Raw genomic sequence first — 19,223 nt, forward strand, 5'->3', positions numbered from 1 at the left:
GCGCGGTTCGCGCCCGGGAAAATGCATGGTCAGCCGCCGGTCACGCTCATGTGGCGGGAGACGGCCGGTTTGTTGCTGCGCCGGTCGATGACGAAGTCATGACCCTTCGGTTTGCGCAGTATGGCCTCGTCAATGGCCTGCGAAAGCAGCTCGTTGCCCTCGGACGCGCGCAACGGCGCGCGCAGATCCGCTGCATCGTCCTGTCCGAGGCACATGTAGAGGGTGCCGGTGCAGGTGAGGCGCACGCGGTTGCAGCTTTCGCAGAAATTATGGGTCATCGGCGTGATGAAGCCCAGGCGGCCGCCGGTCTCTGCCACTTCCACGTAACGCGCCGGTCCGCCGGTCTTGTAGTCGATCTCGTTCATGGTGAACTGTTCGGCAAGCTGTGCGCGCAGCAGCGAGAGCGGCAGGTAGTTGTCCGTCCGGTCCTCGTCGATCTCGCCCATCGGCATGGTTTCGATGACGGTCATGTCCATGCCCAGCCCGTGCGCCCAGCGCAGCAGATCTGGAATTTCCCGGTCGTTGAAGCCCTTGAGGGCGACGGTGTTGATTTTCAGCTTCAGACCGGCGGCCCTGGCTGCCTCGATACCGCTCAGGACACGGTCGAGATTGCCCCATCGGGTGATGTTGCGGAACTTGTCGGCGTCAAGCGTGTCGAGCGAAACGTTGATGCGCCGCACGCCGCAATCCACCAGCTCTTCGGCAACCCGTGCAAGCTGCGAGCCGTTGGTCGTGATGGTAACCTCGTCGAGCCGGCCCGACTCAAGATGACGGGACAGGCCGCGGATAAAATGCATGATGTTCTTGCGGACCAGCGGCTCGCCGCCGGTCAGGCGAAGCCTTCTTACGCCCTTGTCGACAAAGACGGTACACAGGCGGTCCAGTTCCTCCAGCGTCAACAGGTCCTTCTTCGGCAGGAACGTCATGTTTTCCGCCATGCAGTATGTGCAGCGGAAATCGCAGCGGTCGGTGACCGAGACCCGCAGGTAGCTGATCGCGCGCCCGAACGGATCGATCATCGGCGCTTGTGCCGGCCCGTTGCCGGACATATCCGCGGATTTGTTGGTTGTCCGTTCACTCACTGGAATCACCCCTGATGCCGACAATTCCCGGCCTTGCCCTTTCGGACGCAATTCGAAAGCATGTTATGTTGCGCTCTCAGGCGCCTTCGTCAAGGCGCATTTCGCCGCGGCCTTTCTGCGCCGTGATACCAATGCGGCGTTGCGGCTGCGGATTCCGGTGTCCACGGGCTTGGCCGGGCGGGTCTGGTCAATGTCTGTTGGCACGCGCTCGCCCAGCCGGAAAACCGGAAGGACCTGACACCGTCGCTGCACTGGTATCTGGACAATCCGAACCTGGTCGTGCTCAGTGCCGAAAAGGCCAACGGCTGAAACACGGAACACGGAAAAGACCATGGCGGAACCGGACAGCATTCGCCCCACAGAACTGCGCGTATCGCAGGACCGGCAGACACTGACCGTAACGTTCGGAGAGGCGGGCAGCTACGCGATTCCGGCCGAGGCCCTGCGCGTGCTGTCGCCGTCGGCGGAAGTCCAGGGACACTCGCCGGACCAGCGCGTAACCGTTCCGGGGAAGCGGCAGGTCAAAATCTCGGGCATTGAGCCCGTCGGCAATTACGCGGTGCGGATTGTGTTCGACGACGGCCACAATACGGGCCTATACACCTGGGTGTACCTGGATGATCTCGGGCGGGATTTCGACCGTCACTGGTCGGGCTATCTCGCCGAACTGGAAGCCAAGGGCATGAGCCGCGACCGCACCGAGATGCCGCGCTAGAGAGATCAGCCTTCCTGGGACTCCCTTTCCGATTCCCAGTGTTCCATCTGACGGATCATGCGATTCATGACCTCGCCGACAAAATTGCAGCCGTCCGTGTCGGTGGTCGACATCGAGTGCTCGATGAGTTCAAGCTCGATGGCCAGCGCCTTCAACGTGATTTCCCGTCCCTTGTCGGTGAGATAAAGCCGCAATATGCGCTTGTCCGTTTCATCCTTGCGCCGTTCGATGAGGCCGCGTTTCTCGATCTGCGGCAGGAGCATGCTGATGTTCGAGCGCCCGACGAGGAGCTTGTGGGCAAGATCCTGCTGTGAAATGCCTTCGAACCGGTAGAGATTCGCTAGGATGTCGAGGTGCGGAACCTTGATATCCAGCGGCGCCAGCGCCCGCCCCAGCTTCTGGTGGATCAACTGGCTGGCCCTGGCCACGGCGATCCAGTTCTTGAAACGCGGGTTGTCCCACGGAAGCGCTTGATTTTTGTTCATAGTTGTACAATATTGTTCATAGTTGAACTTACCCATGGATTCCGACTATGACATCAATCATTCAAAAGGTCATCCACTTCGGCTTTGATATCACAGGACGAATTGCCCCGGTGACAGCAGGGCGCGCCGCATTCAGACTTTTCAGCCTCACGCCGCCGCGCCGGCCGGCGAAAAGGAAGGCCCGCCGGGCGCTTGAACTGGTAAGACCGGCGATGGATACCGCCAAACGCATCGTGCTTCCGATCAGCGGGGGATCGGTTTCGACCTGGTATTTTCCCGCGCTCGCCAACGACGCGCCGCAAACGGTGCTCGTTGTCCATGGCTGGGGATCGCGGAGCGAATACATGCTGGACATGATCCATGCGCTGCAAAACTCCGGAAAGGCCGTCGTTGCCATCGACCTGCCGGGCCATGGCGCTTCCAGCGGCCGGACCCTGACCATGGCCTCGGCCGTCGAGGCGGTTGACGCGGCCTGGCGGCAATACGGTCCGTTTTCGGTCATGCTCGGACACTCATTCGGGGGCGCGGTGGTGCTCAACGCCGCGGCCGGGTCCGTCGAAGGGTTTGCGCCCAGGAACCCGGACAAACTCGTGCTCATCTCGGCTCCGAATTCACTTCCAGCCGTCTTCGCCTGGTTCGCCGACTTCCTGGGGCTTCGTGCGATCAGTCGCCGGAGCATGTATGACCGCGTCGAGCAACTGACCGGCCATCCGCTGAGCGCGTTTGTCGGCACGCTGCAGCTGGCCGCGCTCGGCACACCGGCGCTGATCGTTCACGATCCGGAAGACCGGGAAGTGACCGCCGACAGCGCCACGGCCTTCGCCTCCGCCGGCGCCCATGTTGAAGTTCTGTGGGCCGAGGGATATGGTCACCGGCGTATTCTCAAAGCGCCGGGGGTTTTGCAGGCGGTCATCCGGTTTTCCGACCGTGAACGCAAAGCGATGGCAGCATGATCGTCTGACCGTCAGTGCTGCTCTACGCATCCGGTCGCGCGGCAGGCGCGGCCGCCCTCGGCCGTCAATGCGGAGCGATCGGCCGATGACAATCGTGCAAACTGTCGAGGAACTGGAAGCCATCTATGGCGAGGCCGGGGAACCCTCGCTTGCCAAGGTTGCCGATCGCGTGACCGATCTTTACGCGCGCATCATTGCTGCTTCGCCATTTTGTGCCCTGGCGACCGTCGGGCCGGAAGGACTTGACTGTTCCCCGCGCGGCGATCTGAGGGGTTTCGTGCGGATCGGCGACGAGCGGACGCTTCTCCTGCCCGACCGGCGCGGGAACAACCGCATCGATTCCTTGCGCAATGTGGTGCGCGATCCGCGCGTGGCGCTGATGTTCCTGGTGCCGGGATCGGGCAATGCGCTGCGGGTCAACGGCCGGGGCGCCATCAGCGTCGATGCGGAACTGCTCGACAGTTTCGCCGTCAAGGGCAAACCACCGCGCAGCGTGTTGGTGATCACGGTGAACGAGATCTACTTCCAATGCGCGCGGGCCATCGTGCGCTCCGGGCTCTGGAATCCCGACAACCACGCCGACCTGCAAACGCTGCCCACGCCTGGAGAAATCCTCGAGGCGATGTCCGGCGGGAGCGTCGGCGGAAAGCACTACGACGATGCCTGGCAGGACCGCGCGCACAAGACGATGTGGTAGCCGGCCAACAGCCGTTTGTGACAACTCCGTGAAACAATCGCCGATTTTTTCATTGCCATATGACGGACAAGCGCCCACAATGCCGGACGCCGTCGCAATTATTTGGCGAATGCGGCTGTGCGAACAATAATGAAGGCACCAAATCCAGACTGGGAGGAACACATGAAAGGCTCAAGAACAAGGTTGCCCGGTTCGACGGGTATATCACGGCGACACGTTCTGCAGGGCGGTGCGGCACTCGGCACGGCCGCGCTGATCGGCCCGCTGGCTGCGACGAGCGCGGCGGCTCAGCCCAAGAAGGGCGGGATTTTGCGCGTCGCAATGGCCCACGGCAACACCTCGGACAAATACGATCCGGGTTCCTGGACGCACGCCTATGTCCAGGTCTTTGCACATGCGCGTCATCAATATCTGACCGAAGTCGCCGCTGACGGATCTCTTGTCGGCGAGGTCGCCGAAAGCTGGGAAAGCTCGCCGGACGCATCCGTCTGGACATTCGCGATCCGCCCGGGCATCAAATTCCACAGCGGCAAGGATCTGACACCGGAAGATGTCATCGCCTCCCTGGACTACCACCGCGGTGACGAAAGTACTTCTGCGGCCAAGCCCTTTGTCGATCCGATCATCGACATGAAAGTCGATGGCAACAACGTGGTCATCACATTGGAGAGCGGAAACGCCGATTTCCCGTTCATCATGTCCGACTACCATCTGCCGATCATGCCATCCACCGACGGCAAGATCGATCCTTCGAGCTCCGACGGCGCCGGCGGCTACATCGTCAAGCAATACGAGCCGGGCGTCAGGGCCATGCTCGAGCGCAATCCGAATTACTGGAAAACCGACCGGGCGCATTTCGACGGCATTGAATTGCTGACCATTCTCGACCCGGCAGCCCGTCAAAGCGCGCTGCGCACGGGTGACGTTGATGTCATCGACCAGGTCGATCTGAAAACCGTTCACCTGTTCCAACGCGTTCCGGATGTAACCGTTCTGTCCACAACGGGTACCCAGCACTACACGTTTGCGATGGACACCCGTAAGGAGCCGTTCAACGATCCCAATGTGCGCATGGCGCTCAAACACGCCATCAACCGGCAGGAACTCGTCGACAAGATCCTTTTCGGTTACGGCGGTGTCGGCAATGATCACCCGATTGGAGAATCGAACCAGTTCCATGCCGATCTGGAGCAAAACAGCTATGATCCGGCTAAGGCGAAGGAATATTTGAAGAAGGCCGGATTGGACAGCCTGGACATTTCACTGTCTGCAGCTGACGCGGCCTATTCCGGAGCGGTGGACGCCGCGATCCTGTTTGCCCAACACGCCAAGCCCGCCGGCATCAATATCGAAGTGGTGCGCGAGCCCAATGACGGCTACTGGTCGGATGTGTGGATGAAAAAGCCATTCTCGGCTGTGTACTGGGGCGGCCGCCCGACCGAGGACTGGATGTTCACCACCGCCTATGCCAGCGGAGCCGCCTGGAACGACAGCTTCTGGGAGAACGAAGAATTCAACAAGCTGCTGCTGGAAGCGCGTTCAGAACTGGATGACGGCAAACGCCGCGAATTGTATGGCCGGATGCAGGACATCGTGCGCACCGACGGCGGTGTCATTGTTCCGATGTTCGCAAGCTACGTCATGGCCCACAAGAACAATGTCAAGACACCCGAAACCGTTGGTGCCAACTGGACCCTGGATGGTTTCCGGGCGCCGGAGCGCTGGTGGTTCGAATGATCTGAAGCGTTGACCGGCCCGCATGCGGGCCGGTCGATCTGCTAGTTTCTCACGACAACGCGCGTGCCGATGTCGACGCGTTCGTAAAGGTGCCGAACATCGTCATTGGCCATGCGAATGCAGCCGGACGACATGGCCTTGCCAATCGTCCAGGGCTGGTTCGTGCCGTGGATACGGTAAACCGTCGATCCGATGTAAAGCGCCCGCGCTCCAAGCGGATTGTTCGGCCCGCCTTCCATGTATTTCGGCAGGATGCGGCCCTTGGCGGCCTCGCGGCGGCGCATGACCTCGGGCGGCGACCAGCCGGGCCATTCGGCCTTGCGGCTGATACGGTTCCGGCCCTGCCAGGTGAAGCCCTCGCGGCCGACGCCGATGCCGTATTTCATCGCCTTGCCGTTGCTCATGACGTGGTAGAGCCGGCGCTCCGAAGTGTCGATGATGATCGTCCCTTCGGGAAAGCTCTCGTTGAAGCGGACCACTTTCCTGGGAATCGGCGACTTGTCCGACCTGTACTTGCCCTTCTGGTAGTTCGGCGACGGCGGAAACAGAATCTGCAACAGCGTCTTTTTATCCGAGCTGCGTTCGGCAAGCGCCGTCCCGCCCAGCGGATGCAATGTGACAAGGGCCGCCAATGCGGCGATCGCGATGGATTTCATGGATCAGTCGTCCCCCGATGACCAAAACACTAACAAGACGCAACCCTACAACAATTTCATGAAGGAACGCCGACAATTCAGTAAAACCCAGTAAAACCTGCAACCGTTTATATTTCGTTGCGTAATATTGCGTGACCGTCGTCGGCCCAGCGGATCCAGCGGCCGTGAAAGTCCACTCTCGCCAGTTCCCGTTCCAGGCCGCCCGGCCAGGAACGCAGGGTCAGGGCCGCGCCGGGCGACTGTCCGTCCGCTTCCAGGCCAAGCAGGAACAATGGCGAGTCGGCGGTGGCTGCGGCTCCCGCCGCCTCGATGATCGCGCGGCCCCTGCGGCGGCTTGCCTCGGGCAGGTACTGCCAGGCGATGGTGTGAAAAACGACATGGGCGTGCCCGTCCGGCACCATTTGCAATCGGCTTTCCAGCCAGGCGACCGCGTCAGACGCATCGACCTTAACCGGGTGCTCTTCCTGCAGGGCAATTGCGGCGCGGAGCCGGTCCAGGCGATCGATCTGATCCGGCCACACGTAGGACAACAGACGCAGCCGGTCAGCCTCACTGGTCAGGTCGAACGGGCTCAGGTCGCAACCGCGCCGCTCGGCAATTGAGAGCTTTGCGGCAGGTGGCGGCGGTCCGGACCAGTCGGGCGCAAGCCGCACCTCCGATCCGTCGAGGCCGTGGCCTGTTCCCCCAAGATCAAATTCAAACCGGTCGAGCAGCAGGTTGAGGCCTGCACTGGCGCCGATCTCCGAAAGGACAATCGGTTTGGAGGTTGCTTCGTTGATGTGCAGAAGGGCGGCATAGACCGCCGCTGCGCGCCGTATTTCATTGGTTTGCGGTGCAAAGCGCAGGCGTTCGCAGATCCGTGTGTCGTGCCTTTGCACGGCCTTGCCGACCGCCGCAAAAAGCCTGCCTGAATCGATTTGCGCCTGGTTGGGCGGATAAACATCGGCAAGCGGGTCGCTGCGGTTCGACAAGACGATTTCGTGCAATGCGCCGCACAGGCGAAGCGGCACGGAATCACCATCTGAGGATGGATCGCCAGGCCAGGCGCTCACCATCTGGTGCACCTGCGACGCCGGCAGGCCGTTCTCGGCAATTGTCCCGCACAACAGGGCGGTGAAGGGGGATCCAAGCCCGTCGCAGGCCCGTTGCTGTCGCGCAAAGGCCCGGCGAAGTGTTTCCGGCAGGATCGATCCGCTCATTCGAGATTGAATTCCTTGAAGAAGTCATTGCCCTTGTCGTCGATGACAATGAAGGCCGGGAAATCCTCGACCTCGATCTTCCAGATCGCCTCCATGCCGAGTTCCGGATATTCGACCACTTCGACCTTCTTGATGCAGTCCTTCGCGAGCCTTGCGGCCGGACCGCCGATCGAGCCGAGATAAAAGCCGCCGTGACGCGCGCAGGCCTCGCGCACCGCGCGCGAGCGGTTGCCCTTCGCCAGCATTACCTTCGAGCCGCCGAAGGACTGGAACTGGTCCACGTAGCTGTCCATGCGGCCGGCGGTCGTCGGGCCGAACGAGCCGGAGGCATAGCCCTCGGGTGTCTTGGCCGGCCCGGCATAATAGATCGGGTGATCTTTGAAGTAGTCCGGCATATCCTCGCCGTTTTCGAGCCTCTCGCGGATTTTGGAATGGGCGAGATCGCGGGCGACGATGATTGTTCCACTCAGAGAAAGGTGCGTCTTTACAGGATGTTGGGATAGTTCCTTCAGAATTTCATCCATCGGCTGGTTGAGATCGATCCGCACCACGTTTTCAGTAAGCGCCGATTCGTCTATCTCCGGCATGTACTTGGCCGGATTGGTCTCCAGGGCCTCGAGAAAAATCCCGTCACGGGTGATCTTGCCCTTCGCCTGGCGGTCGGCCGAACAGGAAACGCCGAGCCCGATAGGCAGCGAAGCGCCATGGCGCGGCAGCCGGATGACCCGCACGTCGTGGCAGAAATACTTGCCGCCGAACTGGGCGCCGATCCCCATCTGCTGGGTCAGCTTGTGGACTTCCGCCTCCATTTCAATGTCGCGGAAGGCGTGACCCTGTTCCGAGCCCTTGGTCGGCAGATCGTCCAGGTACTTGGTCGATGCCAGCTTGACGGTCTTGAGGTTCATTTCCGCCGAAGTTCCACCGATAACGATGGCCAGGTGGTAGGGCGGACATGCGGCGGTGCCGAGCGTGAGGATCTTCTCTTCCAGGAACGCCACCAACCGGTCATGGGTCAACAGCGACGGCGTTCCCTGGTACAGGAACGTCTTGTTGGCCGATCCGCCGCCCTTGGCGACGAAGAGGAACTTGTAGGCGTCCTCGCCCTCTTCGTAGATATCGATCTGAGCGGGGAGATTGTTGCGGGTGTTCTTTTCCTCGAACATCGCGAGCGGCGCGAGCTGCGAATAGCGCAGGTTCTTGTGCTCGTAGGCGTCGCGGACCCCTTGCGCCAAAGCGTTCCTGTCGCCGCCCTCCGTCCATACGCGGCGGCCTTTCTTGCCCATGACGATCGCGGTTCCGGTATCCTGGCACATCGGCAGAACGCCGCCGGCTGCGATATTGGCGTTTTTCAGCAGGTCATAGGCAACGAAGCGGTCATTTTCCGTTGCTTCCGGGTCTTCCAGGATCGCGGCGAGCTGTTTGAGATGCGCCGGCCTCAACAGGTGGTTGATGTCGGCGAATGCGCTCTCGGCAAGAAGACGCATGCCCTCGGCCTCGACCGTCAGAATCTCCTGTCCCTTGAAGGTGTCGACCGAGACGAAATCGCCGCTGATCTGTCGGTAGGGTGTTGAATCTTCCGCTAGCGGAAACAGCTCGGCGGTGGGCATGTCTGGCATCTGGCTCGTCCCTTGATGGCATCTGGCTGGCAATTCATTATTCCCGGCCACAGGCAAAAGCAATCGTAAGCGATGCGCCAAACACAAAACCGGGCGCCGTCGCCGGCGCCCGGTCTTTCAAATTCGCCGGTATGCGGCCTAGCCGTCCTGCTTGTTGATGTAGTCGGCAATCTGGCCGGAAAGTTCCGCATACTCGCTGCAGCCGCGTCCATTGCACAGCCGCCTGATCTCGGCGAGCTGTTCGAGCGCGCCCTCAAGGTCGCCCTTCTGCAGCAGCGCTTCACCCATATATTCGCGCACCAGCGTGTATTCGGGATCAATGGCGAGGGCCGTGCGGTAGTATTCAAGGCCGACATCCACGCGCCCGAGCTTGCGGTTGGCAAAGCCAAGGTAGTTGAGGACGCGCTTGTCGTCCGCCGAGGCGAGTTCAAGCACGTCGATGGCTTCCTGGTAGCGCCCCGCATGCGCCAGGCTTCTTCCGGCTTCGAAGAGGCTTTCCTGATCCACTTCGGAGGACTGTCTGACACATTTCCTCTCGGTCTTGTCCCACACCCAGCCCGCGTTACACGGGTTGTTCGATGACGATCCTCCGCCGCTTCCTGCAGCGAAAACGGGAGTCGTCAGCATGAGCCCTGCTGAGAGCAACAGTGCGGTTGAGATGGCTGTACCTTTCATCGGTATCCCTCTGGCGGTTGATTGTTGCGGTACCTTACACGAATTTTCGCAACCTGCAGTTCACGATCGCATGAGCCGAGGCGCTGATTCGATCACAAATAGCGTATGCGAATTACAGAGCAAGGGACGGAGTGTGGCCGTCCGTCGCCGCCCTTATTATGGCGTCCATGATGATCTATCTACATAATAAAGGAGTGTGACGATGTCTTTGGAGATCGTTGAAATGAATAAATCCACTTGGACGGACGAAGAGCGCTGGCAAGCAGTTCAGCGGCGTGACAACGCCGCCGACGGTCAGTTTGTCTTTGCAGTCAGGACCACCGGCATCTATTGCCGCCCGTCCTGCACATCGCGCCCGGCGCTTCGCAAGAACGTGGCATTCTACGAAAACGCCGATCAGGCCGAATCCGAAGGCTTCAGGGCGTGCAAACGCTGTAAGCCAAACCGTGACGGCCCGAGGAGCGCCCGCGCGCAGATGGTCGCGGATGCCTGCCGCGCGATCGAGGAGGCGGAAGAGCCGCCGAGCCTGGACGAACTGGCGAACAGGGCCGGCATCAGCCGGTTCTACTTCCATCGCATATTCAAGGAAGTCACCGGAATTACGCCGAAGGCCTATGCCGCCGCGTGCCGCGCGGCACGGGTGCGCGGCGAACTCGCAAAGGGCACATCGGTGACCGGCGCGATCTACGATGCGGGCTACAATGCGAGCAGCCGGTTCTACGAGGAAGCAGACAGGCGACTCGGGATGCGCCCGACCCAGTTTCGCGACGGCGGTCGCGACACCGAAATCAAATTTGCGGTGGGTGAATGCTCATTGGGTTCCATTCTCATCGCCGCGACCGAGCGGGGCGTGTGTGCCATCGATTTCGGTGACGATCCGGAGCTGCTCGTGCGCCAATTGCAGGATCGCTTTCCCAAGGCCGAGCTGATCGGCGGCGATCCGGAATTCGAGGAGACCGCAGCGGCTGTTATCGACTTTGTCGAGGACCCCGACGCGGGCCTCGACCTGCCGCTCGATATTCGCGGCACCGCCTTCCAGCAGAAGGTCTGGGACGCGTTGCGCTCGATTCCGGCGGGGCAGACGGTGTCCTACGCGGACGTTGCACGCGATATCGGAAAACCCCGCGCCGTCCGGGCCGTTGCACAGGCCTGCAGTGCCAACCGCATCGCCGTGGCCATTCCCTGCCACCGCGTGGTGCGCACCGACGGCGCGCTTTCCGGATATCGCTGGGGCGTCGAACGGAAGCAGGCGCTGCTTGAGCGGGAGACCGGACAGTGAGCGCGCCGGTGATAAGGGCCGACAGCGATGCGTTTGCAGATGCTGTCGACCGGCTGGACTGGTCGCGGATCCGCGCGGACATTCACACCCGCGGGTTCGCGACCACCGGTCCGATCCTGGATGTAAAGGACTGCCGCGAGCTGTCCGCGCTTTACGATGACGATGCCCTGTTCCGGAGCCGGGTGGTCATGGCGCGGCACAGCTTCGGGCGCGGCGAATACAAATACCTGAATTATCCGCTGCCGGATGCCGTTCGGGAAATGCGCGCGGCCTTCTACCCCAGGCTCGTGCCGGTCGCCAATCAGTGGCAGGAGATGACCGGCGCGGCGGTGCGGTTTCCCCCGGACCACGGGGCGTTCCTGCGCCGCTGTCACAATGCCGGTCAGAAACTGCCGACGCCGTTGCTGCTTCGCTACGAAACGGACGACTACAACTGCCTGCACCAGGATCTTTACGGAGAGCACGTCTTTCCGCTGCAGGTGGCGGTGCTGCTTTCAGATCCGGCGGCGGATTTCACCGGCGGCGAATTCGTCCTGACCGAACAGCGCCCGCGCATGCAGTCAAGGGCGGAGGTGGTGTCGCTAGCGCAGGGCGAGGCGGTTGTCTTCGCGGTCAACGAGCGCCCTGTCGAAGGCAGTCGCGGTGTCTACAGGGTGCGCATGCGGCACGGCGTCAGCCGGGTCAAGTCGGGCCGGCGGCATGTGCTCGGCCTGATTTTTCACGACGCCGCATGAGCGGAGCGGATTGCAGCCGCACCTTGCTCTAGGGTTCGTCCGGCACCACGCCGGGCTGAGTGCTCTCGATCGCCGGCTGCACGGCGCCGGCGATGGCCTTCTTGGCTTCCTCGTCGAGCGCGCCTTCGCCCTTGACCTCGACGGTCACGTTGCGCTGCGCAAAGCTGATGCCGTTGGACTCGAATGCGTCGCGCAGTTTCTGGTAGGCGTCGCGGCGCATCAGCCATTGCGCACCGGGCTTGCACATGAACTTGACGCCGACGACCATGTTGAACTCCTCCATGCGGCGCACGCCCTGCGATTTCAGCGTCTGGATGATGCTGTCTCCGTAGCCCTCGTGTTCCAGCATCTCGGCACCGATCTTCTTGACGATCTTCTTGACCAGCTTAATATCGGTGTCGAAGGGAACGCGGAATTCGAGCCGCATGATGACCCAGTCGCGGCTGTAGTTGGTCAGCGATTTCAGTTCCCCGAAGGGAATGGTGTGAATGGCGCCAAGATGGTGCCGCACGCGCAGTGAACGGATCGACATGGATTCCACGGTGCCGCGCAGTTCGCCGATCTCGATGTATTCGCCGATGCGGAATGCGTCGTCGATCAGGAAGAAAATGCCGGAAACGATGTCGCGGACAAGCGCCTGCGCGCCGAAGCCGATGGCGATGCCGATGACGCCGGCACCGGCCAATAGCGGGCCGATATTGATGCCGAGCGAGGCGAGTATCGTCATCGCGACGATGACGATGAGGAACACCAGCAACGTGACACGAAGGATCGGCAGAAGTGTTGCCATGCGTGCCTCCGGGCCCGGTGCCTCGCTGCCCTGCGGGGGAACATAGTTGGCAAGGCGCCTGTCGATGGCGGACTTGGCCCACACCCAGATGAGGTCGGCGATCAGCACCGCGGCCAGGATGTCGGCCAGGATGACGACGAAACGGCCGGTGATGGTCTGCGATTCGGACAGCGCCAGAATGTTGCCTTCCCACACGTAGAGAAGGGCGAAGATGGCGCCGATCAGGATGACGAAGCGGGCGAGGCGCCGGGCAACCGGCCGGTAGAGCTCGAACGGACCGACGATTTCGTCTTCCTCTGTGTCGTTGTCCGCGTCCGGATCCGTGGTTGGAACGACGGGAGGAGCCTCCGGATCTGCCGATTGTTCTTCGACGGTCACGGCGGCCGCCGACAGGGCCGATGCCGCCGGCGGGCGGCTCTGCAGGCTGCGCCCCTCCGCCTGGTCGAACAAGTGGTCGACCAGGGCGTTCAGCAGCCGTGTGACCGGTATGACGAGGCCGGCGATCACCACGGTCCACATCACCGTCGTTGCGTCGAGCAACCAAAGCACCAGCGCGACCAGCACCAGCACGGTCAGGTAACCCGGCCAGAATCTGCGCCGGCGCTTGTCCTTCGTCGCGGCTTCGCCTGAAAGCGCTCGCACGATCGAAGCGATATGCCAAATCGCCGCGAGCAGCAGAAGCGCGCACACGATTCCGGAAGCAACGGACACGGCGAGCGTGGCCCCGACTGCGTCGGTGTCGCCGGCCAGCTGACGGAAGATATCCGCGACGGCGAATGCGATGGTCGTGACCGACGCGAGCGTGACGATCCAGGCGTGAAGCGGCCTGGCGAGCCGCGTCTTCACCGGCACCAGACGCAAGGCGGCCACGCGCGGCGCCAGAATGAAAACCGAGAGCGTGGCGGCGCTTCGGATCGTGATAAACACGATCAGCATGTTGAGGACCACACCCTCGACGAAGGGCGGCCAGTCGAAGCTCAGGAAACCGCCGATCGCGCCGACCGAAAAGACGGCCAGCCCGCCGAGCAGCAGGACGGCGCGCATGAGCGCGGCCCGCACCCGGCTCCACAGTGTATCGCGTTGACGCAGTTCAAGCCGAACGAGGATCACCTGCACATATTGCCGGTAAAGCCATTCAAGACCTCCGCCGACGACCAGGAAGATCAAGACATAGGTGATGCTTCGCAGCGTCTGGTCCGCCGTCATCTGGGCACGCCACGTATCGGCGAGGAAAGCCGGTGCCATCGGCAGGTTGCGCCAGCTGACGGCGAGGTCCACAAGCCGCTGGCGCATGTGCGTCACGCGTTCCGCGAATTCCCGGCGGAAGCTTTCCGATGCCTCGGGACCGCCTGTTTCCGCCGTTTCCCGGCTTTGCGCGCGCAGCCATTCGATCATGCTCTGGTCCGACAGCAGGCGCATCAGTTCGCGTATATCGTTGGGTGAGGGCGGCGGCGGTTCGGTTTCCTTCCTGCACGGTCGTGTCCGGCAATGTGCCAGGCATGACCTGGGCGGTTGCCGCCTCGATGTGCAGAACCGAAAACAGGAGCAGCCCAGCAAGCAGCGTCAGACAGGTGAGGGCGCGCGTCTCAGGCATGGGTGGCCTCCGCGGCGTCTTGCGCGTCCGATGTGGATTTATCCGCGTGCAGATCGCCGGGTTCGATGTCCGGCGCCACGAGCCGTTCGACCAACAGGGATCCCGGTTGCGGAACGAGCTGACAGGCGAGGCGAATATCGGGTCCCAGATCCAGCCGCTTCAGCGTCGCCGCCTCAACCTTGCCGGGTTCCGGCAGGGGCGGATCGGCCTGCAATATGCGAAGGCGGCATGTACCGCAGCGGCCGCGACCCCGGCACAGATTGGCGTGCGGCACATCGTTGAGCCGGGCGATCTCAAGCATGCTGGCGCCCGCCTGGGTCGTGAAGTCCGGTCCGTGCCGGTAGCGAACCGTCACCGATTTCCGATGCGCCCGGTAGAGCCTGACGCCGCGTGCAATGAATGTCAGGGCGACCAGAACCGAATAAATGCCGATGATGGTCCACAGGATCGTCGACAAAAGGTCGAGCTTGTCTTGAATGTCCTGCTGCCGCGCGGCGATGGCTTCATCGAGCGCCAGTTGCTCCTCCTCGGTCAAATCCTGCGCCGGCGCCTGCTCGACCGGCTCTGCCGCAGCCGCCTGCCGCTCGGCGATGACTTCGTTCCCCGCATCGACAAAACCGACCAGTGCAAGCACGGGAACGGCAACAACAAGCGGGTAGATGAACAGCGAGAGCCGATCCCAGGATGCCTTGAGACGCAGCCAGCTGAACATACCGATACTGCCGTGCAGCCAGGCGACGATCACCACCATGACCTGGCGCAGGCCTTCACCGGGGGCGTCGAGCCAGAAATAACCGAGAATGTAGCGATAGTCCGGGTCGAACTGGAAAAGCTGCTTGGCGCCCATGATGCCGATGACATGCGAGGCGAGCAGCGGAATCACGAGCAGTCCGGATATCAGTTGAACCTGATCGTAGCCCGACATCCTCAGCGTGTTGCGATGGTAGATGGCGTTCAGCCCCAATCCGGCGTGAACCAGCAACGAAAGGACGAGCAACTGGGAGACGGGCGGCACCGTCCAGGGCACCGTGAGGAAGCGGCGGGCACTTTCCACAGCTTCGACGGATATCAGCCCGAAAGCCATGTTCAGGAGATGGCAGGTCAGAAACAAAAACAGGACCGACCCCGAGATCATCCGCAGATTTCGCTTCATCCGAACAGTCCTATCCCCATCGTTTGTTGTTCTTTTTTGGAATTATTCTCGGTTCAGGTCAAATATACAGCCGCGGTTGTCCCCTGTCGGCGGTCCGCCGGCGGCTCGCAGTTCGCGGGCGTTCCCGCTTCATGCGCTGCCCTTGCATTTATCCATATTTCATGATTTCCAGATGTTTCTGCGTGCGTCCTGCCGCGGTCCCGTCGTCAAATTTACGTGAACAGGTCTGCGGAAATCAGGTTGTCGCAAGCCGGTCAATTGGGGGACAGAACATGAATGACAATCTTGGCCAGCGCCTCGGGGCGGAGTTCGTCGGAACGGCTTTCCTGCTGGCGACCGTCGTCGGATCCGGAATTATGGCGGAGGCGCTTGCGAACGGCAATGTGGCGATCGCACTGCTTGGCAACACGATCCCGACAGGCGCAATCCTGGTCGTGCTGATCACCATGCTCGGACCGATATCCGGCGCGCATTTCAACCCGGCGGTAACGCTCGTGTTCGCGGTCAAGCGGGACATTACCGGTGGCGACGCCGTTGCGTATGTCATCGCGCAGGTGGCCGGCGGCATCATCGGCGTGTGGGCCGCTCACATCATGTTCGACCTTGAATTGCTTCAGTTTTCCCAGAAGGTGCGCACCGGCCCGGCGCAATGGTTTGCCGAAGGCGTGGCCACGTTCGGCCTGGTGTTCACGATCCTCGCGACGCTTCGGGCGCGCGAGAGCGCTGTCGCTATGTCCGTCGGACTTTACATCACGGCTGCCTACTGGTTCACCGCGTCGACGTCCTTCGCCAATCCGGCCGTCACCATCGCGCGCGGTCTGTCCGACAGCTTCGCCGGCATAAGACCGCAGGACGTGCTGCCCTTTGTCTGTGCCCAGCTTGCAGCCGGCCTCATCGCTCTTTGGTTCTGCAACTGGTTGCTTGCAAACCGGCAAACAGATGCTTTCAAGCAACGCTGATCAAATTTTTAAACATTGATCAATTTTTTAGGAATTCTGTTGTATTTTATGAAATTCCGACACCGGACTGTTGCACATCGCCCTTAACAGGTCGTAGCAATAGCTCTTGCGAAAAATCGCGCCGCGGGGGGCGCGGTAAGGCTGGAATGCGGACGAAGGGGGCTGGAGTGAAGACCAGGAGTTTGATGATGCGCAAAAGCTTGGTAGCGCTGGCATGTGTGTTTGCGGTGGGAGCGGTCGCGCCGACAGCCCCACCGGCCTTCGCCCAGAGTTCACTGTTTGAGGTTATATTCGGCCAGAAGCACCGCAGCCGCTATCACCGGCAGCGGCAGATCGAGCGCTATCGGGCCAATCAGGCCAGCGTACCGGCCCCCAAGATCAAGGGACCGAGCTTTTACACCTACAAGCCCGATGTGATGAAGACGGTCGATCTTTCGCCGCTGGCGGAAGTCAAGATCGCGTCCGCCGATCCTTTCATCATTCCGCCGTTTCCCAAGAATGATTTCGAACAATCGCTGCGCCACCTGAAGGGCTACAAGGTCCAGGCGCTCAAGGAAGTCGGCGACACGCTCATCGAGCACTACAAGTCGAATCACGAGTTCATCTGGGTGACGGACATGGCACCCAACGACCGAGCGAAAGCGGCGCTGGAGGTCATGGCGGCAGCCGACGAGGTGGGACTGTCGGCCACGGACTACGCGGTGACGCTGCCGGCTGCTGATTACGATCGCGCCGATCGCAAGCTGCGGCAAAAAGAGCTCATTCAGTTCGAAATGGAGATGAGTGCGAAGGCGCTCAGCTATGCGCTGGATGCCACACGCGGCCGGGTCGATCCGAACCGGCTCTCCGGATACCACGATTTCAAGCGCAAGGAGGTGGATCTCGTCTCGGCGCTCGGCAATCTGGCGGCTACCGCCGATGCCGGCAAATATCTGCGCGGGAGCAATCCCGGCAACCGCCAGTTCACGGCCCTGACGCAGGAGCTTTCAGCCTTGCGCTCCGCCGAAAAGGAAGACCATATCGAGATTGCCAAGGGCACATTTCTCAAACCGGGACGCGAGAGCCCCGAGTTGAAGAACATCGTGGCGGCAATCCGCAAGCGCGGCTCCGACGCCCTGCTGGTCGACCACGGCCTTACACTTATCGAATATGAAACCGCGGGAACCGATCTCTACACGCCGGACCTGGTCGAACTCGTACGCGCGTTTCAACGGGAAAACGGCCTTGCGGCGGACGGCATCGTCGGCAAGATGACGATCGGGAAACTTGCCGGTGTGTCCAATGCGGACAAGATCGACAAGGTGGTCCTGGCCATGGAGCGGCTGCGCTGGCTGCCGCGCAATCTCGGAACACGCCACGTCTTCGTCAACCAGCCGGCCTATCGTGCAACCTTCGTCAAGGACGGCAAGGACGAGATTTCCATGCGCGTCGTCGTCGGAAAGAAGTCGAACCAGACGAGCTTCTTCCAGGACGAGATCGAGACCGTCGAATACAATCCCTATTGGGGCGTGCCGCGCTCGATCATCGTCAACGAGATGCTGCCGAAGCTGCGGCAGGACCCGTCCTATCTCGACCGCCTCGGCTACGAATTGACCGACCGTCGCGGGCGGCGCGTCTCGTCGCGCAACATCGACTGGTTCACGGTCGGTTCGACCACGGTGCCGGACGTCCGGCAGCCGCCGGGGCGCAAGAACGCGCTCGGCGAGCTGAAGATCCTGTTTCCGAACAAGCATGCCATCTACATGCATGACACACCGGCGAAAAGCCTCTTCGACAGGGATGCCCGCGCCTTCAGCCACGGCTGCATCCGGCTTCACGACCCGCGCGGGATGGCAGCTGCCGTCCTCGGCAAGTCGCGCGAGCACATCGCACAGCAGATCGCGCAGGGGCAGAACCTTGCAGAACCGGTGCCGGTGAAAATACCGGTCTATGTGTCCTATTTCACCGCATGGCCGAACGAAGACGGATCCGTCGGCTACTATGCCGACATGTATGGCCGCGATGCCCATCTGGACAAGGCGATCCAGCGTACGGCGCAGTCCCGGCAGGCGCGCAGCTAGCCAACGCAGCTATCCGGCAGCCTGACGGCCGTTGTTCAACAGACGCCCGACGAGTTCGGGCGTCAATTCGTCAAAATGCCCTATGACGTGGTCGGGACCGAGTTCCTCCATGGCCGTATCGCTGTAGCCGAACGGCACGCCGATCGATACGATTCCGGCATTGCGGGCGGCGCTGATGTCGTTGACGGAATCGCCGATCATGACCGATCTGGCCGGGTCGCCATCGGCAAGGTCCAGCGTCCCGTGAATGTGACCGGCGTCCGGCTTCTTCACGGCGAATGTGTCTCCGCCGGTAACGGCCGCAAATCGTGACAGATGTCCGGTCAGCTCGAGCAGCCGGCGCGCCATGGCCTCGGTCTTGTTGGTGCACACGGCGAGCGAATAGCCCGCCAGTTCGAGGCGGTCCATGGCATCGACCACGCCGGGATAGGTTTGCGAACCGCCAGGCATCGATGCGCTGTAATGCTCGAGGAATCGGTCGAACATCTGCTCGAATGCGGCGGGTTCGATTTGCGTTTCGCGCAACTCCAGCGCCTTGGCGATCATGGCCCGCGCGCCGCTTCCGACCAGGTATGTCATGTCATTGTAACTTACCGGTGCCAGTCCGGCGCTGCCAATGACATGGTTCAGGCTGTCCATCAGATCCGGCGCGGTGTGAAACAGCGTTCCGTCGAGATCGAATATGACGAGCGGCGATGGCATGGTGTCGGCCTTTTTGACGTGGCGGATAGCGGGCAGTCCTAGCCGGTGGGAGTGCGGTGTCAAGCTGGTGAAACACTGGGGAACCGAAATTGAGCCGGCCGGTAAGCATAGTCGGTAAATACGCCTTTGCTTGGCGA

General features: G+C 61.7%; 17 protein-coding genes. 8 read left to right on the forward strand and 9 right to left on the reverse strand.

Translation table 11 applies throughout. The features are described 5' to 3' along the window. Positions 1-29 precede the first annotated feature (29 nt). A complete protein-coding gene (gene moaA / locus E4M07_RS03240) occupies positions 30-1,049 on the reverse strand; it encodes a GTP 3',8-cyclase MoaA (RefSeq protein ID WP_246660377.1) in 1,020 nt (339 codons plus the stop codon). Positions 1,050-1,413: 364 nt separating this feature from the next. Here moaA and E4M07_RS03245 point away from each other — a divergent pair, with 364 nt between their 5' ends. Next, the gene (locus E4M07_RS03245) at positions 1,414-1,797 is read left to right on the forward strand and encodes a DUF971 domain-containing protein (protein ID WP_136656837.1); all 384 of its coding nucleotides are present in this window, start codon (positions 1,414-1,416) and stop codon (positions 1,795-1,797) included. A 5-nt stretch (positions 1,798-1,802) separates the two neighbouring features. On the opposite strand, the gene E4M07_RS03250 is transcribed toward E4M07_RS03245, so the two are convergent. Further along, positions 1,803-2,282 carry a MarR family transcriptional regulator gene (locus E4M07_RS03250; RefSeq protein ID WP_136656838.1) on the reverse strand — a complete coding sequence of 160 codons (480 nt, stop codon included), beginning with the start codon at positions 2,280-2,282 and terminating at the stop codon, positions 1,803-1,805. A 47-nt stretch (positions 2,283-2,329) separates the two neighbouring features. Between E4M07_RS03250 and E4M07_RS03255 the strand changes: the two genes are divergently transcribed. From E4M07_RS03255 to E4M07_RS03265, 3 genes are all read left to right on the forward strand, one after another. Next, on the forward strand, positions 2,330-3,235 hold the full coding sequence (locus E4M07_RS03255; protein WP_136656839.1) for an alpha/beta hydrolase: 906 nt from the start codon (positions 2,330-2,332) through the stop codon (positions 3,233-3,235). 85 nt (positions 3,236-3,320) lie between these two features. Beyond that, positions 3,321-3,932, forward strand: coding sequence for a pyridoxamine 5'-phosphate oxidase family protein (locus E4M07_RS03260; RefSeq protein ID WP_136656840.1), 612 nt, complete (start codon positions 3,321-3,323; stop codon positions 3,930-3,932). Between the two features lie 162 nt (positions 3,933-4,094). Then, positions 4,095-5,669, forward strand: coding sequence for an ABC transporter substrate-binding protein (locus tag E4M07_RS03265; protein WP_136656841.1), 1,575 nt, complete (start codon positions 4,095-4,097; stop codon positions 5,667-5,669). 41 nt (positions 5,670-5,710) lie between these two features. Here E4M07_RS03265 and E4M07_RS03270 read toward each other — a convergent pair whose 3' ends face one another. The 4 genes from E4M07_RS03270 to E4M07_RS03285 all read right to left on the reverse strand — a co-directional run bounded on the left by E4M07_RS03270 (position 5,711) and on the right by E4M07_RS03285 (position 9,767). Next, positions 5,711-6,325, reverse strand: coding sequence for a L,D-transpeptidase (locus tag E4M07_RS03270; RefSeq protein WP_136656842.1), 615 nt, complete (start codon positions 6,323-6,325; stop codon positions 5,711-5,713). A 107-nt stretch (positions 6,326-6,432) separates the two neighbouring features. Beyond that, positions 6,433-7,524: a DUF2332 family protein gene (locus E4M07_RS03275; protein WP_136656843.1), complete on the reverse strand. Its 1,092-nt coding sequence runs from the start codon at positions 7,522-7,524 to the stop codon at positions 6,433-6,435. After that, positions 7,521-9,140 (reverse strand): fumarate hydratase, encoded by a 1,620-nt coding sequence (locus E4M07_RS03280; RefSeq protein WP_136656844.1) that lies wholly within the window; start codon positions 9,138-9,140, stop codon positions 7,521-7,523. Before E4M07_RS03280 ends, E4M07_RS03275 begins: the two co-directional genes overlap by 4 nt. Positions 9,141-9,278: 138 nt before the next feature. Next, entirely contained in the window at positions 9,279-9,767 is a 489-nt protein-coding gene (locus E4M07_RS03285; RefSeq protein ID WP_246660347.1) for a tetratricopeptide repeat protein, read from the reverse strand. Between the two features lie 271 nt (positions 9,768-10,038). Here E4M07_RS03285 and ada point away from each other — a divergent pair, with 271 nt between their 5' ends. Next, positions 10,039-11,094 carry a bifunctional DNA-binding transcriptional regulator/O6-methylguanine-DNA methyltransferase Ada gene (gene ada / locus E4M07_RS03290; protein ID WP_246660348.1) on the forward strand — a complete coding sequence of 352 codons (1,056 nt, stop codon included), beginning with the start codon at positions 10,039-10,041 and terminating at the stop codon, positions 11,092-11,094. Beyond that, positions 11,091-11,828, forward strand: coding sequence for a 2OG-Fe(II) oxygenase (locus E4M07_RS03295; protein ID WP_136656847.1), 738 nt, complete (start codon positions 11,091-11,093; stop codon positions 11,826-11,828). The genes ada and E4M07_RS03295 overlap by 4 nt, the downstream gene beginning before the upstream one ends. A 28-nt stretch (positions 11,829-11,856) precedes the next feature. On the opposite strand, the gene E4M07_RS03300 is transcribed toward E4M07_RS03295, so the two are convergent. Continuing rightward, positions 11,857-14,037, reverse strand: coding sequence for a mechanosensitive ion channel family protein (locus tag E4M07_RS03300; protein ID WP_136656848.1), 2,181 nt, complete (start codon positions 14,035-14,037; stop codon positions 11,857-11,859). Between the two features lie 167 nt (positions 14,038-14,204). Beyond that, positions 14,205-15,365, reverse strand: a complete 1,161-nt coding sequence (locus E4M07_RS03305; protein WP_136656849.1) for a 2Fe-2S iron-sulfur cluster-binding protein — start codon at positions 15,363-15,365, stop codon at positions 14,205-14,207. Between the two features lie 272 nt (positions 15,366-15,637). Here E4M07_RS03305 and E4M07_RS03310 point away from each other — a divergent pair, with 272 nt between their 5' ends. Both E4M07_RS03310 and E4M07_RS03315 read left to right on the forward strand, forming a co-directional pair. Beyond that, entirely contained in the window at positions 15,638-16,324 is a 687-nt protein-coding gene (locus tag E4M07_RS03310) for an MIP/aquaporin family protein (RefSeq protein WP_136656850.1), read from the forward strand. 188 nt (positions 16,325-16,512) lie between these two features. Beyond that, the gene (locus tag E4M07_RS03315; protein WP_246660349.1) at positions 16,513-18,384 is read left to right on the forward strand and encodes a L,D-transpeptidase family protein; all 1,872 of its coding nucleotides are present in this window, start codon (positions 16,513-16,515) and stop codon (positions 18,382-18,384) included. A 9-nt stretch (positions 18,385-18,393) separates the two neighbouring features. Here E4M07_RS03315 and E4M07_RS03320 read toward each other — a convergent pair whose 3' ends face one another. After that, on the reverse strand, positions 18,394-19,086 hold the full coding sequence (locus tag E4M07_RS03320; RefSeq protein WP_136656852.1) for an HAD family hydrolase: 693 nt from the start codon (positions 19,084-19,086) through the stop codon (positions 18,394-18,396). Positions 19,087-19,223: the final 137 nt, after the last annotated feature.

The sequence above is a fragment of the Nitratireductor sp. XY-223 genome, assembly GCF_004959855.1.
Classification (GTDB): domain Bacteria; phylum Pseudomonadota; class Alphaproteobacteria; order Rhizobiales; family Rhizobiaceae; genus Hoeflea_A.

Excerpts from the sequence above, each read along its gene's own strand:
- moaA (WP_246660377.1), bottom strand. The coding sequence starts at position 1,049 with ATGTCCGGCAACGGGCCGGCACAAGCGCCGATGATCGATCCGTTCGGG.
- E4M07_RS03245 (WP_136656837.1), top strand. The coding sequence starts at position 1,414 with ATGGCGGAACCGGACAGCATTCGCCCCACAGAACTGCGCGTATCGCAG.
- E4M07_RS03250 (WP_136656838.1), bottom strand. The coding sequence starts at position 2,282 with ATGAACAAAAATCAAGCGCTTCCGTGGGACAACCCGCGTTTCAAGAAC.
- E4M07_RS03255 (WP_136656839.1), top strand. The coding sequence starts at position 2,330 with ATGACATCAATCATTCAAAAGGTCATCCACTTCGGCTTTGATATCACA.
- E4M07_RS03260 (WP_136656840.1), top strand. The coding sequence starts at position 3,321 with ATGACAATCGTGCAAACTGTCGAGGAACTGGAAGCCATCTATGGCGAG.
- E4M07_RS03265 (WP_136656841.1), top strand. The coding sequence starts at position 4,095 with ATGAAAGGCTCAAGAACAAGGTTGCCCGGTTCGACGGGTATATCACGG.
- E4M07_RS03270 (WP_136656842.1), bottom strand. The coding sequence starts at position 6,325 with ATGAAATCCATCGCGATCGCCGCATTGGCGGCCCTTGTCACATTGCAT.
- E4M07_RS03275 (WP_136656843.1), bottom strand. The coding sequence starts at position 7,524 with ATGAGCGGATCGATCCTGCCGGAAACACTTCGCCGGGCCTTTGCGCGA.
- E4M07_RS03280 (WP_136656844.1), bottom strand. The coding sequence starts at position 9,140 with ATGCCAGACATGCCCACCGCCGAGCTGTTTCCGCTAGCGGAAGATTCA.
- E4M07_RS03285 (WP_246660347.1), bottom strand. The coding sequence starts at position 9,767 with ATGCTGACGACTCCCGTTTTCGCTGCAGGAAGCGGCGGAGGATCGTCA.
- ada (WP_246660348.1), top strand. The coding sequence starts at position 10,039 with ATGAATAAATCCACTTGGACGGACGAAGAGCGCTGGCAAGCAGTTCAG.
- E4M07_RS03300 (WP_136656848.1), bottom strand. The coding sequence starts at position 14,037 with ATGCGCCTGCTGTCGGACCAGAGCATGATCGAATGGCTGCGCGCGCAA.
- E4M07_RS03305 (WP_136656849.1), bottom strand. The coding sequence starts at position 15,365 with ATGAAGCGAAATCTGCGGATGATCTCGGGGTCGGTCCTGTTTTTGTTT.
- E4M07_RS03310 (WP_136656850.1), top strand. The coding sequence starts at position 15,638 with ATGAATGACAATCTTGGCCAGCGCCTCGGGGCGGAGTTCGTCGGAACG.
- E4M07_RS03315 (WP_246660349.1), top strand. The coding sequence starts at position 16,513 with ATGCGCAAAAGCTTGGTAGCGCTGGCATGTGTGTTTGCGGTGGGAGCG.
- E4M07_RS03320 (WP_136656852.1), bottom strand. The coding sequence starts at position 19,086 with ATGCCATCGCCGCTCGTCATATTCGATCTCGACGGAACGCTGTTTCAC.